This is a genomic window from Paenibacillus sp. EKM212P (assembly GCF_011066115.1).
Lineage (GTDB): Bacteria > Bacillota > Bacilli > Paenibacillales > Paenibacillaceae > Paenibacillus > Paenibacillus polymyxa_B.
In genome coordinates this window covers 1,030,161-1,044,375 of record NZ_JAAMNR010000001.1, presented here as the reverse complement: position 1 = coordinate 1,044,375, position 14,215 = coordinate 1,030,161, and the positions used below count along the sequence as shown (strand labels likewise).

Here is a 14,215-nt window from a genome sequence, read left to right as displayed (position 1 = left end):
TCAAAACCCTGTAATACCGCTATTTAAAGGGCTCCCGCGAGGGAGCCTTTCTTCGTTAAATCACGAAAAAATCACATTTCTTGCAAAGGGAGATGATCTTTCGTGAAATTGAAGTTCAATATATCTGCAAAGTGAATTCTTATTTTCTCATTAGCATCCTTTTTCATCTTTTCTGTGACGTGTGTGTAGATCTTTAGAGTTGTTTCTGGGTCATCATGTCCAACGCGCTTCATAATCGTTTTTAGGTCTACTCCAGCCTCTGAGAGCATGCTTATGTGGGTGTGTCTGAAGATATGGGGAGTGGCTTCTTTTTTGATTGATGTTTTCTTTAAGATTCTATCCATTCTAATCAAGATATTTTTTTGGATGAATGGATATCCATTGTCACGACAGAATACGAAATCCTTGTCATGATAATCAGGATACATTTTTCTGTTTTCCTGAACTATTTTTTGCTGCGTATTTCTATAATCGGCAAGCAAGTCCATAATGGTTTCGTCCAAGTCGAAAGTGCGGATAGATCCTTTAGTTTTAGGTGGAGTGAGTTTATATAGCTTCATATTGTTTTGCTCATTATATAGAGTCTTCGTTACTCGAATTTCATTCGTTTCAAAATTAATATCTGTCCATTTTAAGGCACATAGTTCACCGGAGCGCATGCCTGAAAAGGCGAGAAGATAAAAACGCTCTAAATCCATTGGTAGGCCATGCAGGTATACTGCCTGAAGGAATTCCGTTATTTCAGGATTTTCTAAAAATTCGTCTTCAATGGTCGTATTTTCAATTTCTTCTACAGTCAGCATTTTGGCTGGTATGACTGCACCGGTGCAAGGATTGCCCAATCGCATTTTATTTTTTATTGCGTATTTCATAATCATATTCGCAGTGACATGTACTCCTTCAATTGTGGTTCGGGCATATTTTTTATCATCGAGATCATTGAGTATGTTTTGATATGCTTATGCGTTATCTTGTCAATATTTACTTTGGGAATGTATCTCATCAAAATTTTAATTTCTTTGCTTCTGACTCTGACGGTGCTTTCTTTGACCTCCCCTTTAGAGTAGGTCTTAAGCCAATCCCATGCAACTTCCTCGAAAGGGAGCTTTTTTACTTTCTTGGCATCCACGCCATGTTTAACAAGATCATCTAGAACTTTTTGAGCACGAGCAAGAGCTTCCTTCTGCGTGTCTCCCCTACGAGGTATCTGCTTGCGCTTCCCCGTCACAGGATTAGGTAGGCCGTCTACTGTACAAATCCGCTTATAGCCCTGTTTGTTGTTTGCTTTAATTTTAGTGAAAGATGCCATACATTCTATCTCCTTATATAGGTACAAATGTTCGCTTTAATAGTGAAAAGAAAAGCCCGGAAGGGCTTTAGCTGTGAATGTTGAACTAATTTTATTGTACCAAAACTCCAAACGTTTGAGAATTTTCCTTATATTTAGAATTACTCAGCTCTGCTTGCTCTAAAAATAATTCCGTACTTGGTCATCATAATTTTATACTCAATATTATTCTTTGTAATTTTCTTCTCGTTTTCGGAAGTTTTATTAGAAAGAGAACTTATCAAACCTGAATTGATGTCTACTACCTCGTCCCGAGTTAAATTCTGATTTGTAAGAATAGTCACAATTGCTTTAACTGGACACCGTGCACAGATCAAAAAAATGATTGCATCCACAAAAGTATCCGATCAGGACAAAATTTTTGCAGCTCAATGGTTAGAAAACACCGAGAGTGCACATGCCAAACTTGCAAGCTTGTCTGAGGATTAATCATATCGGGGAGGTAAAAGGGATGATCAAGAATCAATACCGCCCAGGCGGTTCCATAAAAGAGGCAAAGCAGCCTGATCCTAAAAATGAAGTTAAAAAGGGCCTGATGCATTAATTGAGGTACTATACAAACCGCTGCCGGAAGTGGTGCGTCAGACAATCTTTGATCTGGATAGCCAAGGTGTTTCCCGGTCACAGATTGCCCGACAGGTTGGCATCCCGAAAACGCGAGTGGTTCATGAGTTGATGAGTTTGGACATGAAGGACACGCCATCCAATAAGTATGCGCCAAAGAGCTACGAAAGGAGCAGCACCCTATGAGTAAGGATTATCGTCAATTATTACTGGAGTATGGTTATCCGGAGGAACTGGCATGGAGTGAAAGAAGATGGAATTAAGTGAGCAGAGTAAGAATTATGCTTTTTTACTCCTATAAGTTGTAATAATCAAGTTTAATTAATGTTAGATCATTAACAATTACTTACAGAAGCATCAATCGATTTTATGGAGAAATCCTAATTTCGAGTGGGTGCTTTTTTTGATTACAAGGAGAGAGGGAAATGAAAAAATCGAAGAAGTATCAGCTCAAAAGAGTCTATAGAGGATAGATATAATAATATGTGGAAGTTATCAACAATATAGAACGTTTGTTCCCGTTGATATTGTTGATAACTTGTAATATCATAATCAACACAAGACATCATCCAATTATTACATATGAGGAGTAATACAAATATGAAAAGGAATTCTTTGCAGGAGCATCAGCATTTGAACATAATCAAACTGATTTCTGAAAGACTTCTTAATAGTGGGTACTCTGTGTTAGCTGATCATATAGATTGGCCATATGGTAGACCACTTCCTATAAACGGACAGCACCCAGATATTTTCGCTTTTAATGCCTATGAGACAATTATATACGAAGTACAAACAAAAGACACATATCAAAGCAGATTTGTTATAGAAAAGCTACGTTTATTTAGTCAAAATCCTGAATTTAGAACTTACATGGTTCTTCCATTTACGTTTGGGTTGAATGAGCACATTCCTAAGGCTCAAGAATTACTGAAAAAAGCAGAGCTTAATGTCCATTTAGCTACATGTGATTTAAAGCGGAATGAAATTGAATTCTATTAAATATAGAAAGCATTCGAGGGGAGTCAAAGAAAAAGATGAAGAGATATACGCTTTATTTAGATGAAATTCTAACTGGTGGCCATTTTGAGCATTTTTGCTTAATGGGACTTGCTATTGCTGAAGAAGACTATGAAAAAAAAGTAATACCATATGTTAATGAGTTGAAAAAGAAGTTTTTTGGTGATGATAAGGTGATAATTCATGAAATGGATATAAATAGGCATAAGACAGCAACACCATTTAAGGTATTTCAAGACAAGCAAAAACTTCAAGAGTTTTGGAATGATATCACTAATATGTTTAATTCATATGATATTCCTATATTCGGAGTTAGCATTCATGAAGATAACTGCAAAAAATTATATGAAAATGGTCGGGATAAGTATTTTATCGCGCTTCAATTAATTATGGAAAATTTCGTTCACTTTCTTGAACTCAATGATGCAAAGGGTTCTATTTACTTGGAATCGACCAATTCTGATCCGGACCAGAAAGATCAACAATTACAACATCATTTTCATTACCTTATGGCTCAGGGTACTCTATTTTATAGTAATAAAACTGTCCAGAAACGTCTCAGTACGATAAATTTTAGCTTAAAGCCTGACAACGTCATTGGGCTACAAATTGCAGATTTATTACCTAACACATGGAATCGAAAACTTTCCGGTAAGTCGCAAAGAACTTATGGTTTGCTTGATGTTATAGAAAAGCAAGCATATGATGGGGGATGCAATAAAAAGGACAGATTTGGACTGAAGATTATACCATAAATTATTGACTTCATTGCTATAAAAGGGTACCATATAATTGTGGTGATTGCGGAAGCCTTCTTCACAAATTTCTTGATAAGAACTGCGAAAGCTCTTCTTAGTACTAAAAGACATGTATATTTTTGGAGCAAGTCGATGATACTGATACTATGATACATGGAGACTGCGAAAGCTCTCTTCTGTATCAATAATTGAGGGAACTGTGAAAGCTCTTTCCTCAAAAGAAGCATCCTTCGGGGTGCTTCTTTTCGTATTATTAAGAGTTTTTGGTTTTAAATTGTAGTTTCCGCTAACTTTATTCTGTTTTTTATTAAAGTTCAATTTTTTTGTTTTTACATTTTATAAAATAAAATGATTTACCAGAACGCAATTATAGTCAGAAGTGATTGTCTGTATCATTGGTCGTCTACTTAGCAACTTCTATTCATAGAAGCGATGTTTTTTGACTGTAAAGTGGGCATAGGATGAACATTTATTGACTAAAAGTTGAGCATCACATGACGGGTTTTCCATGCTACTATGAGAGCGTGGAAATGAAGGGAACGGACCAGGGACTGGCTGATACGCCGGTCCTTTTTTGTTACCCATTTTTCCTAATAAACCATATTCGGAGGAATCAAACATGTCTACAGAAGCAAGCGCAGTAAGAACCGGTGGGTTCGCATACTTGGATCGGTTTAGAATCTTGCACATCGAAAGTACGCAGGAAGCAGCAGAGTCCAAGAGTAAGTACGGTACCGCCATTAAATTTGAAGGCCAACATGCATACGGTCATCCGGTTATCCCAGCAAGTGGTGATGAGTACGAGCAGCTCGCAATAACCGTGCATGCTGATGGCACTCTGACGGAAAAGGACGAATTTGCCATCCCAGCTCACGTAAAGGCAGCAGCTCTGGCCCTCAAATAATTAAGCATGACCCAACATTGTTCCCTGGATCATTCCAGGGCTTTATGGCACGCGCAGGCGGCAAGGAACCAGTTAACCAGCGGAAACATGGACAGCCTGGTCAGAACCCTTGCGCGGTTCAATTCCGCAGCGTGCTTCCCTCCTACCTATTAATTCCAATCACTTTATTGACGATATATACAGAATAAGGGGGAATTATTAATGGCTAGAAGACGGAGAAGAAAGCAGAAAAATTCTATTGAAGAGGCTATTGCAGGGATTGCACTAATAGCCCCGTTTTTCTTTATCTACTCAGTTACGGGTTCAATCGGTGCCTCTGTTTTTGTATCTTTTGTGGCAGTAGCAATGGTCATAGCATTTATTTTTTATCGTACAATGGCTGCTGCAACAAGACTACGTAATTCTGGGATTGCTGAAATTGATAAAATGGATGGTCATCAATTCGAAAAATATTTAGGACATCTGTTCAGAGCTCAAGGATATAAAGCTGAGGTTACACAAGCTTCTGGAGATTACGGTGCTGATCTGGTTCTTACAAAAAACGGTCAGCGTATCGTAGTTCAGGCGAAACGGTACAGTAAAAATGTTGGGCTTAAAGCGGTTCAGGAGGTTTACGGTGCGGTAGCTCATTACCGTGCATCTTCAGCATGGGTCGTGACAAATAGCGATTACACAGAGCAAGCATACAGACTGGCAAGATCCAATAACGTTCGTTTGATTAACAGGGAACAGCTTATTGAAATGATTCTGCAGGTTAAACAAAGGAATTCTGCAACTAAGAAAGCAGGATAGATGCGAGAAAGGGAGAAATTCAAAGAGTGAATAATCTGAATTCGATTTCTGAGTGTATTTACTGCTTAACTTATTTGACGTCCATTTCTAGCGATCAGTAAAATGGTCTTGTTCTTCCTCTTTAGTAACTAAGTACAAATGCTTTTATACAACAGCGTAGCGTTTTGCATCCCGCTTACGGGAATAGACCCAATCGCTGTTTCTTTTTTCGGGTTTTAAATAAGCGCATCAGTTCATTTGGTGCTGTAAATACATAGGCAGATACAGGTCACTCATTTGGGTGGCTTTTTTTATTGCCTTGAAAGGTTTGAATGGTTTGAAGAAGAAGCAGAAGAAAGGAATTTTGTTATACATGAAAGGCCCACCAAAACAGCCGAAAAAATGTAAAGGTTGTGTATGGGGTAGGTGGGATGGGGTTAAGCAGTTTTGTTCCCGTACAGCCTGTGTGAAAAAAATGAATTAATACCTTCTAAAATATTGTGCCTTACACAACTTTACACTTCTGTGCATAGGCTATCAGGAAGCAAAAACTTTCTGAGGAGTGTGACATAAATGTATTATTACCCCGGGGGCGTACAGTATTACCAAGCAGGTAGGCCGCCACAACATTTTTTAAATCCAGATCAGGTTAAAAATTACCTGAATCAAGCTGTTGATATGAGAATGAGTAGTGGACGCAGCCTTTGTAATGTCTATATTACGTATGTTTCTTCTCAGACAGATAAAGCAAAACCAGACTATGGAGATATGACTTATTTAAGAATTATTGACGGTAAGTTTGTTTCTTTCTCAAATAACACACAAAACATTGACGAGGTCGGACCTGCTGGTTCCTTATGTGGGCATCGACCATCGTGGTAGAATGTTAAGCACCCATTGAGGTGCTTTTTCTTTTGCCTTGATACGACAATATGTTATCTATTCTGAGCTTGCTTTTTATTACATGAACGAATGGCGGAAGGAGTATAAAAGAAAGCAAAGAGAGGGCATACACACGCTCTGACAGCCTGTTAGCCACCCACCCGAATAGTGGAAACCAACTCAACTCAATCTTTGTTGTCCCATTTCCAAGAATTGTGTATGATACTTTTGGAAAAGAGGTGATTCAGAGAATGAAGCTAGTTGATATAGAAACATTGGGTTTGGATTACGACGATCTTTCTAAAATCGATGCGTTAATTAGACGATCTGGTTTAAGTTATTTTGAAGCACTAAAGGTTCAGGCGGTTCATTTAGATGCCATTGTCTGGGGGTTGAACGGAATTTTAAATATTGAAGCGGATGATGCAGCCAAGGAACGGTATGGCGATTTGATCAATCATTTGGAGAATGCGCTAAGAAAAAATAATAATTAAACTGAAATAATTCAAGATCAGCTTTATCGGCTGATCTTTTTTGTTGTCACGAAACTATTGGAGGGTAGCGAGTATGAACATCAGAATAATACCAATCGGACAAATCAACGCAGCAGCATATAACCCTCGTGTTGACCTTCAGCCGGGCGATGTTGAATATGAAAAGCTGAAGCAGTCAATTGAGACATTCGGCTACATCGATCCGATCATCTGGAACGAGCGCACCGGGAACATGGTCGGCGGCCACCAGCGGTACAAGATCATGGTCAACGAGCTGGGGCATACGGATCTGGCCGTAAGTGTTGTTGACCTGGACGATCAGCAGGAAAGGCTTCTCAATCTCGCATTAAACAAAGTTTCAGGCCGATGGGATGATGAAGCCCTTTATCGACTGCTTGATGATCTGCAGATGAGTGGAGCGGATCTGGCCCTGTCCGGTTTCGATTTGGAAGAGTTCGAGGATCTGGCGGCAGAGTTTGCTGTGCCACAGGATGAATCCTTGGACCTTCCGGTTACCGATGATGACTTTGACGTCCAGCGTGCTCTAGATGAAATCAAGAAACCGGAGACCAGGCGCGGGGATGTGTGGCAGCTTGGTCGGCATCGATTAGTGTGTGGAGATGCGACCAATCCTGATGATGTAGCACTTCTAATGGACGGAGCCAAAGCAGCACTGGTCGTTACTGATCCGCCTTATAATGTAGCGGTAGAGAGCACTTCTGCCCGTTTGGCTGCTGATGGTCGCGGCTCCATAATGAATGACAATATGCCCGCTGAGGACTTTGCGGGCTTTTTGTATGCGGTTTTTGCCAATTACGCTGTAATCATGCACCCTACGGCTGCAATCTATGTATTTCATCCATCTTCCTATCAACGTGAGTTTGAGGATGCCATGAATGCTGCAGGCATTGTAAGTAGGACCCAATGTGTTTGGGTGAAGAACGCCGCCACCTTCGGGTGGGCGCAGTATCGTTTCAAACATGAACCAGTCTTTTATACCCATATGAAGGGCAAATCTCCTGCTTGGTACGGTGATCGGACACAGACAACGGTATGGAAGGATGGCCTACCTGTTGAGGACCCTCTGCCGGAGACAGTATGGAGGTTTCGAGGGGCGATGTTAACAAGTACGTCCATCCTACTCAAAAGCCTCTTGATCTGTTGGCCATTCCAATTAAGAATAGCAGCCAGCGTGGTGACGAGGTTGTCGATTTCTTTGGCGGCAGCGGCTCCACGCTTATGACCTGTGAGCAGATGGACCGGACATGCCGGACATTGGAACTGGACCCGATCTTCTGCGATGTAATTAAAAAACGATTCCTGGAGAGTACTGGTATTGAGCCAGTCCTGTTGCATCGGGCTAAACCCGTAGCATAGGAAAAGGAGGACGCGCTAACGTCCTCCCCCCCAATCCAGGGTATCCCCCCGGCTGAGATAGCGGCCCGCCACGCGTGGCATTTTGCAGACATCCGCTATCTCGCATTCCAGTATATGGGGAAGCCGAGGGATACGACAATGGGAACAGCAGACGAACAATACAACACAGCATTACAACGCGAGATTGAAATCATAGAAGGTATCCTTGAAAGCAAGGCGCAGTACCGGAAGATTGTTAAGGCTGGCATAGCTCAGTGGGTCAAAGACCTGCAAGCTGGAAATATAAAAATGCAGACGGTCCAGGACTTGGATCGTCTGATTGAGCTGGATATAAAGCTTCAAAAGGATGAGTTGTAAAAGCATATAATAATCTTGTTAGTTAATGCATAAATATGGATTTATTAAACAACATTAAGATTTTATTGTAAAAGAAATTAGAAACATGGAATCTTTTAGTAGAATGAGGTGGTAGTTTAATATATTAAGGAGGAATAGAAGTATTATGAAGAAGAAACATTTAATTGCGTCAGCCTTATCTTTGGGTTTGCTAGGAGGAGCTATTGCTGTACCCAGTGCGATCTTTGCGGATTCAGATGCTGCAACTAATTCCGCAAATACATCGACGTACGCGACCCACGATGAGGTGAAAACACCTGGTAATCATGATATAAGTCTTTTTAGAACAAAAGATCTTTTTAATGTGAACCTTGACGGCAAGTCGCCATTAACAGAGTTCTCCATAGATCCTGGATATGGTCATGTTAAGATTCGTGTAAGAAACAACACCAAAGCTACGCTTACTTTTACCTTAAAGCATGTCGACAGTGGGAAAGATTATTTTACCAAGTATGTGGGTGCTGGTGATACATTTAATTGGTATAGCACAGATGGGTTTTCAAGCGGATTGCGCTCAGGAAAATATGAAATACAGTGGCGTGCCGGCGGAGCTTATGTAGACGCCTCAGCATGGGCTATATCAGCCACTAACCCAGATGAACTTTAATTAAACCAAGCTATAAAGTTTTGTATAAGAAGAGCTAACTAGTAGCTCGCTTGATTGGAGAAGTTTCTTATACTGCAAACAAGGCAAGGAAAGCTTCAGGCCATCGGTTTGAAGCTTTCCTTGCTTCGTTTATAACTCAAAGGAGAAATGATATTGGTGAAAAAGAAAAAAATTTTTTTTTCATCAGCCTTATCTATTAGTTTGTTGGGGGCTGTTGTTGTGCCGAGTGTGATCTGTGCAAGTTCAGATGCGTCTGATTCTGCAAATACATCCAGTATTGCGACCAAAAATGCTGGTAAATCAACTATTAGTGACCCAGTCATAACTCCTCAAAAATCAAGAGATGTTTTTGATGACATTTTCGACAAAAAGGACCCAGTATCACGTTTTGTATTAGATCCGGGATACGGGCATCTTAAAATTTTTGCCAAAAATAGAGGTGGTTCAACCATTACCTTTAGCCTAGTGCATACAGACAGTGGAAAACAATATATTGTTAAGACTATTGGTGCTCATAAAAAATTGTTCTGGGATAGTGTAAATTCTTTTTCACAAGGGCTGCGCTCAGGAAATTATGAAATACAATGGAGAGCTAACGGCGACATTGTGCATGTCACAACATGGGGTGTATCAGGAAATGATTCTGCAGATACATCCACTACGGCGACCCGAGATGCTGGTAAAACAACTACTGGTGACCATGTCATTACTCCACAAGCTACTGATGGACAAATTGTCGATCGTCCAGTAGCTGGATTTAATGATTCTGCTGATTTTGACGTTAAATCAGGATATGGATATGTAAGATTGTACTTGAGAAACACAGGAGACACTACTATAACTTTTACTGTGAATCAGGGAAGTGCATCTGGTGCGGAAAAGTACAGTGGAACAGTAAAACCTGGTAAAACATTCGATGAAATATTAAATAAAAGCAAGGCATGGTCCACAGGGAAATTTTATGTTAGTTTAAGTAGCGGTTCTGGTTCCATGTCTGGAAAGCTCGGAGTTCGGGCTAGTACTAATACGAATTTTTAAATATAATCTCTGGGAATCCGCCTTATTTTTCCCATCGACCCGGCAGAATCTAATAACCGGAGGCAATGAAGTTGAAACCTTTACCGTCATAACTGGACATGAGCGCACAGGGAAACCCATCTCGAAAGTGAAACGGGTTTCTTTTTCTACTATCCTTCCGCGCTATTGGGAGAGAAAATTTGGGAGACGGATAGCAAGCAAACAGTCAGCTACAAAACGCCCGAGGTGACGTGGAAGCTGCTGGAGCAATGGAAGGGTAAGCCGGTTGTGCTCAATTTTGAAAATCTGTTTGTAATCCCACCCTGCTGGCTAAAGCCAGTGGGGTGTTTTTTGTTTACAGGAGTGCTCTTATGACAAACGCAGTATTTCTACATAATTCGCAAAAAAAGATATTGACAACTGGTTAATTGCTGGACAAAAATAGTAAATGATTATAAAATTATGGGATTTTTAAGCGAAGGGTGGCTATGGCATGAAGCATACACCTACGATTCGAGCAGAATTAGATAGATACTTACAACAAAAGGGTTTGAGCATAGCGCAATTTGGACAACTTGCAGGCATGAATAGGGGAATAGTAAGTGCTATTGTGACAGGGAATAAGTCAATGTCTGTTAACCAGCTTGACCTAATCACTGAGGCTATGGGTTTACCAGAAGGGGATTTTTACGATCTGTTTATAGAAAACTACATTATCGACCATCCCCCGAATATGAGGCGAATCGAGCCATTTTTGTTTCGCTGTGCGGAGTTGGACAAGCTGGATGCGATCCGTCGAGTGGTGGGAGCTATCATGGACAATCTACTATATTCACCCAAGCTATTTGAAATTGCAGAAGAATTGTTGGCGCAGGGACGACATGAGGCTGCGCTACTGCTCTATGAGGGTGTGGCTGAAGCGGAGAAATATCAACATTCTGAGCGTTTGGCAGTCTGTCAATATCGTATATTCACGATTCAAGTTGGAGACGATCAAAGTCGGAATCTCAAGGCAGCAACGCTATTTGAACCCTTCGTGGAACGTCTGGATGAAATAGAACAGCTTGACGCGCTGAAGGATTTGGCTAACGTGTACAGGTCTTTGCGTAAATGGGACAAGGTAGAGGAAGTAGCAAAAATAATGAGGACTAAAGCGGAAATTCAATATAATTTGAAACATGAACACAAGAGTCGAGAATGTAATGAATCTACTAATAAGCTGACTCGTCCTTTGTTTGTATACATTTCCTATGCTGACCTGCTGTGTGCAAGTGTCTATGAAGCCCAAGGCGATTATCAACAAGCTCTACAATATACATACGCCTATGCTAATTTAGATTGGGTTAAAGAAACAGATGAAGATACCCAACACTGGATTGGCTTGTTTAAGCACTGGGCAAAAGCTAATGTTATTGTGAATAAGCTTTTATCCGGAGATACTAAGGTGCTACAAGATTATGTTGAATATATTGATACGGCGGAGGATACAACTCAGGAAGACAGGGTCATCCAACTGCTGAATATTATGATAGCGGCTAACCGATATGATATCGATGTTAGTAATATAATTAAACGCTTTGAAGCGGACATGGTATCATTATTGCAACACTCATCAAGTGATATGTATACTCAACAAGTGGTACCAGACTATTTTGCGTGGTGTGGTTACGAGTTAGCTCATTATTATTTACATCGAAGCTTTTACGATGATGGTTTTAAACATTTGATGTATTCAATGGTAAGTTATCATACACTAAGTAATGAGACTTACTTCATAAATTGTATGGGGCTGTTTTTACATTTTCGGGAGTATGCAGTTCCTGAAACCAAAGCAGCATTTTTAAATCTCATTGAAAAGGTGTGGATGAACAATGTTAAAAAAAATGGTACTGTTGATCATCGCGGCTAGCTTTTTATTTATCGTTACTGTACCCGTTCACTCGCATGATATACGGCCTCAAGTACAGCATGGGGGCGCTTAAACGTAAGCAGTGCAAATCCCCGCTAACCTTAACTGGTGGGTGGGGATTTTTTATTGAAGGAATTACCACACCGTTCACCGAATGAATTATCGAGGTGATCAGCATGAACCATACATATAAAGTGTTAAACTCAGATATCGAACTATTTGCAGCTGCATTAACCCAGGTAAGAGTATACGTTGTTCAGTCATTGGGAGAAGACGTGGTATCGGTTGTAGACTATGGAGGGACAGTAGAAAAGTTTTCGCCCGATACGATTAAGATTGCCGGAGCGTACTATATGCGGAATCAGTTTGAATTAGAGTAGATATGAAAGGACCTACCAGATTGTAGACGGTAGTCTCTTTAAGGTAGACCATATCAAAAAATAGAAGGGGAAAATGATGAAGAAAAGAATATTTCTGTTCTCGGTTTTGTCTTTAAGCATGGCGATTACGGTAGGGGCTACTTCAGCTTCAACAAGTAAAACTAGCGAAAACATCATAATTAATCAAAGATCGAGCGGAGGCGCAACTGTAGGAGAGTCCTTTGATGTCCCTAAGGGATGGGGGCATGTTAAACTTCGTATGAAAAATCACTCTAATCATCCAGTAAAAGTAAGTTTAACTCATAACGGTTCAAACAAACTATATATTGAAGCATTAGTAATTGCTCCTCATGACACAGTTATTTGGAAAAGTACTGATGAAGGTATCACCAACGGTTTGCGTTCTGGAAACTACACACTTCAGTGGAGAGGCAGTGATTATAAAGTTAATGGGGAAACATGGGGAATAGCTGATTCACAGCCTGGAAACCTCTAAATTACCCTGCTATACAACTTGTCCTTAGCCATTTGGTGAGGAAGGTTAATTATGTGTTTTTTCAAGCCAGCAAGTGAATTAATCCCCTTAATTGGTCGGGAGAGCTTTTTTCATTGATCAGTTTGAATTTAGAGTAGATATGAAGAATTAGGTGTCGGGATGGTTAGCTGATATTATTGCTAGAGCTATCGAGCTATATTCCTTTAATAACTGTGATTAACAACGATTAATGACGGAGGAAGAATGAAAAGAAAGTGGTATTTAAGACCAATGGTCATAATTTTAATGATCCTCATAACTCCACCGATAGGCTATTTGATTTTGTTCTTCAATAAAAAGAAATTTGAACCATCTGAACGCTTAGGCTATTTGACAATAGCCACAGTATTCGCTGCCCTATGGTTAACAAAATTTCTACCGAATCCATGGCGAATTCCCGCTATAATAGTTGTTGCACTTATTGGGATGTTCATATTCAGAAAAAATAAATAGTCGAGTAATAAAAAAGCTCTGCAAACCTTAATTGGTCGGCAGAGCTTTTTAATTAAAGAAATTGTTTACAGACGGACATTCAAGGTCCTATGAATCCACTTTTTAAATGTTCGATGAAAATAAAGTTTTGCTAACTACAACAAAAGAAACAATGGTAGCCTAGGACGGGAAAATAAAGCCCTAGACTATCGCTATTTCATTGAACTAACGTTTCCCGTTAGTTCAATCAATTCTGTTGCCATCGTATATGCTGGTGGTGAACCAGGTCTTCTACATTACTATATCGTCTTTCGTAAGTTTTTGGTATAGGGCTATCTTCTCGTTAGCAAGGGAAATCATGCACTCAAGTTCCTGCCGCTTGGATTCCAGTTCCACCAGATGCTTTTCAAGAATTTCTATTCGTATGTGTAAGGCAGGAGTAAAATTAGCAACTTCTTCCCCTTTTTGAATTTTATCCAGTACACATCCGTCACGAGTAAATTCCGTAATCTCCTCAAGCGACAATCCCAATTTTTTTAATCTAGTTAAACATTGTATATATGAAACCTCACTTTCGGTATAAATGCGTGTCCTTCCATTTCTTCGATTTGGTTCCTGTAGCACTCCAATTTTTTCATAATAGCGAATCGTATAAGGAGTTAGCCCCGTTCTTTCTGATACTTGACTTATAGTAAGCATTGTTTTTTATGTCACTCCTTTTTTCTAAACCAAAATTTATAACTATTATACATCTTTAAGTCGACTCGAAGTCGATATTTGCACCTCTAACTTCATTTCAAAAATTTGTGCTTGATTTCTAG

Annotated in this window: 18 protein-coding genes; 15 read left to right on the top strand and 3 right to left on the bottom strand. The window is 39.9% G+C overall.

Annotated features, from left to right (window positions below):
• Window positions 1-71: 71 nt before the first annotated feature.
• The gene (locus G9G54_RS26125) at window positions 72-872 is read right to left on the bottom strand and encodes a site-specific integrase (RefSeq protein ID WP_342355952.1); all 801 of its coding nucleotides are present in this window, start codon (window positions 870-872) and stop codon (window positions 72-74) included.
• Window positions 873-874: 2 nt separating this feature from the next.
• Window positions 875-1,309 (bottom strand): hypothetical protein, encoded by a 435-nt coding sequence (locus tag G9G54_RS26120; protein WP_342355951.1) that lies wholly within the window; start codon window positions 1,307-1,309, stop codon window positions 875-877.
• Window positions 1,310-2,512: 1,203 nt separating this feature from the next.
• On the opposite strand from G9G54_RS26120, the gene G9G54_RS04940 reads away from it, so the two are divergent.
• From G9G54_RS04940 to G9G54_RS04880, 15 genes are all read left to right on the top strand, one after another.
• Window positions 2,513-2,914 (top strand): hypothetical protein, encoded by a 402-nt coding sequence (locus tag G9G54_RS04940; RefSeq protein WP_165083397.1) that lies wholly within the window; start codon window positions 2,513-2,515, stop codon window positions 2,912-2,914.
• A 35-nt stretch (window positions 2,915-2,949) separates the two neighbouring features.
• Complete coding sequence (locus G9G54_RS04935; RefSeq protein WP_165083399.1) at window positions 2,950-3,687, top strand: DUF3800 domain-containing protein; 738 nt, start codon at window positions 2,950-2,952, stop codon at window positions 3,685-3,687.
• A 622-nt stretch (window positions 3,688-4,309) separates the two neighbouring features.
• Window positions 4,310-4,594: a hypothetical protein gene (locus G9G54_RS04930; protein WP_165176397.1), complete on the top strand. Its 285-nt coding sequence runs from the start codon at window positions 4,310-4,312 to the stop codon at window positions 4,592-4,594.
• Window positions 4,595-4,795: 201 nt separating this feature from the next.
• Window positions 4,796-5,386 carry a restriction endonuclease gene (locus G9G54_RS04925; RefSeq protein ID WP_165176395.1) on the top strand — a complete coding sequence of 197 codons (591 nt, stop codon included), beginning with the start codon at window positions 4,796-4,798 and terminating at the stop codon, window positions 5,384-5,386.
• 552 nt (window positions 5,387-5,938) lie between these two features.
• Window positions 5,939-6,247, top strand: a complete 309-nt coding sequence (locus G9G54_RS04920; protein ID WP_134903343.1) for a hypothetical protein — start codon at window positions 5,939-5,941, stop codon at window positions 6,245-6,247.
• A gap of 251 nt (window positions 6,248-6,498) precedes the next feature.
• Window positions 6,499-6,741 carry a hypothetical protein gene (locus G9G54_RS04915; RefSeq protein ID WP_134903344.1) on the top strand — a complete coding sequence of 81 codons (243 nt, stop codon included), beginning with the start codon at window positions 6,499-6,501 and terminating at the stop codon, window positions 6,739-6,741.
• 73 nt (window positions 6,742-6,814) lie between these two features.
• Window positions 6,815-7,984, top strand: coding sequence for a ParB N-terminal domain-containing protein (locus G9G54_RS04910; RefSeq protein WP_238807732.1), 1,170 nt, complete (start codon window positions 6,815-6,817; stop codon window positions 7,982-7,984).
• The gene (locus G9G54_RS25400; RefSeq protein WP_238807730.1) at window positions 7,903-8,118 is read left to right on the top strand and encodes a DNA methyltransferase; all 216 of its coding nucleotides are present in this window, start codon (window positions 7,903-7,905) and stop codon (window positions 8,116-8,118) included. The genes G9G54_RS04910 and G9G54_RS25400 overlap by 82 nt, the downstream gene beginning before the upstream one ends.
• Window positions 8,119-8,256: 138 nt before the next feature.
• Window positions 8,257-8,475: a hypothetical protein gene (locus G9G54_RS04905; RefSeq protein ID WP_076294994.1), complete on the top strand. Its 219-nt coding sequence runs from the start codon at window positions 8,257-8,259 to the stop codon at window positions 8,473-8,475.
• Window positions 8,476-8,620: 145 nt separating this feature from the next.
• Window positions 8,621-9,121, top strand: coding sequence for a hypothetical protein (locus G9G54_RS04900; RefSeq protein WP_076294993.1), 501 nt, complete (start codon window positions 8,621-8,623; stop codon window positions 9,119-9,121).
• Window positions 9,122-9,277: 156 nt separating this feature from the next.
• The gene (locus G9G54_RS04895) at window positions 9,278-10,159 is read left to right on the top strand and encodes a hypothetical protein (RefSeq protein WP_185156272.1); all 882 of its coding nucleotides are present in this window, start codon (window positions 9,278-9,280) and stop codon (window positions 10,157-10,159) included.
• A 165-nt stretch (window positions 10,160-10,324) separates the two neighbouring features.
• Window positions 10,325-10,513: a hypothetical protein gene (locus tag G9G54_RS25395; protein WP_238807728.1), complete on the top strand. Its 189-nt coding sequence runs from the start codon at window positions 10,325-10,327 to the stop codon at window positions 10,511-10,513.
• A gap of 118 nt (window positions 10,514-10,631) precedes the next feature.
• Window positions 10,632-12,047, top strand: coding sequence for a helix-turn-helix domain-containing protein (locus G9G54_RS04890; protein WP_165176391.1), 1,416 nt, complete (start codon window positions 10,632-10,634; stop codon window positions 12,045-12,047).
• A 176-nt stretch (window positions 12,048-12,223) separates the two neighbouring features.
• Entirely contained in the window at window positions 12,224-12,427 is a 204-nt protein-coding gene (locus G9G54_RS04885; RefSeq protein ID WP_165176389.1) for a hypothetical protein, read from the top strand.
• A gap of 76 nt (window positions 12,428-12,503) precedes the next feature.
• The gene (locus tag G9G54_RS04880) at window positions 12,504-12,923 is read left to right on the top strand and encodes a hypothetical protein (RefSeq protein WP_076294991.1); all 420 of its coding nucleotides are present in this window, start codon (window positions 12,504-12,506) and stop codon (window positions 12,921-12,923) included.
• A 762-nt stretch (window positions 12,924-13,685) separates the two neighbouring features.
• Here the strand turns inward: G9G54_RS04880 and G9G54_RS04875 are convergent.
• Window positions 13,686-14,093 (bottom strand): MerR family transcriptional regulator, encoded by a 408-nt coding sequence (locus G9G54_RS04875; RefSeq protein ID WP_165176387.1) that lies wholly within the window; start codon window positions 14,091-14,093, stop codon window positions 13,686-13,688.
• Window positions 14,094-14,215: the final 122 nt, after the last annotated feature.

Coding starts and splice junctions, on each gene's coding strand:
- G9G54_RS26125 (WP_342355952.1), bottom strand. CDS start 872: ATGAAATACGCAATAAAAAATAAAATGCGATTGGGCAATCCTTGCACC.
- G9G54_RS26120 (WP_342355951.1), bottom strand. CDS start 1,309: ATGGCATCTTTCACTAAAATTAAAGCAAACAACAAACAGGGCTATAAG.
- G9G54_RS04940 (WP_165083397.1), top strand. CDS start 2,513: ATGAAAAGGAATTCTTTGCAGGAGCATCAGCATTTGAACATAATCAAA.
- G9G54_RS04935 (WP_165083399.1), top strand. CDS start 2,950: ATGAAGAGATATACGCTTTATTTAGATGAAATTCTAACTGGTGGCCAT.
- G9G54_RS04930 (WP_165176397.1), top strand. CDS start 4,310: ATGTCTACAGAAGCAAGCGCAGTAAGAACCGGTGGGTTCGCATACTTG.
- G9G54_RS04925 (WP_165176395.1), top strand. CDS start 4,796: ATGGCTAGAAGACGGAGAAGAAAGCAGAAAAATTCTATTGAAGAGGCT.
- G9G54_RS04920 (WP_134903343.1), top strand. CDS start 5,939: ATGTATTATTACCCCGGGGGCGTACAGTATTACCAAGCAGGTAGGCCG.
- G9G54_RS04915 (WP_134903344.1), top strand. CDS start 6,499: ATGAAGCTAGTTGATATAGAAACATTGGGTTTGGATTACGACGATCTT.
- G9G54_RS04910 (WP_238807732.1), top strand. CDS start 6,815: ATGAACATCAGAATAATACCAATCGGACAAATCAACGCAGCAGCATAT.
- G9G54_RS04905 (WP_076294994.1), top strand. CDS start 8,257: ATGGGAACAGCAGACGAACAATACAACACAGCATTACAACGCGAGATT.
- G9G54_RS04900 (WP_076294993.1), top strand. CDS start 8,621: ATGAAGAAGAAACATTTAATTGCGTCAGCCTTATCTTTGGGTTTGCTA.
- G9G54_RS04890 (WP_165176391.1), top strand. CDS start 10,632: ATGAAGCATACACCTACGATTCGAGCAGAATTAGATAGATACTTACAA.
- G9G54_RS04885 (WP_165176389.1), top strand. CDS start 12,224: ATGAACCATACATATAAAGTGTTAAACTCAGATATCGAACTATTTGCA.
- G9G54_RS04880 (WP_076294991.1), top strand. CDS start 12,504: ATGAAGAAAAGAATATTTCTGTTCTCGGTTTTGTCTTTAAGCATGGCG.
- G9G54_RS04875 (WP_165176387.1), bottom strand. CDS start 14,093: ATGCTTACTATAAGTCAAGTATCAGAAAGAACGGGGCTAACTCCTTAT.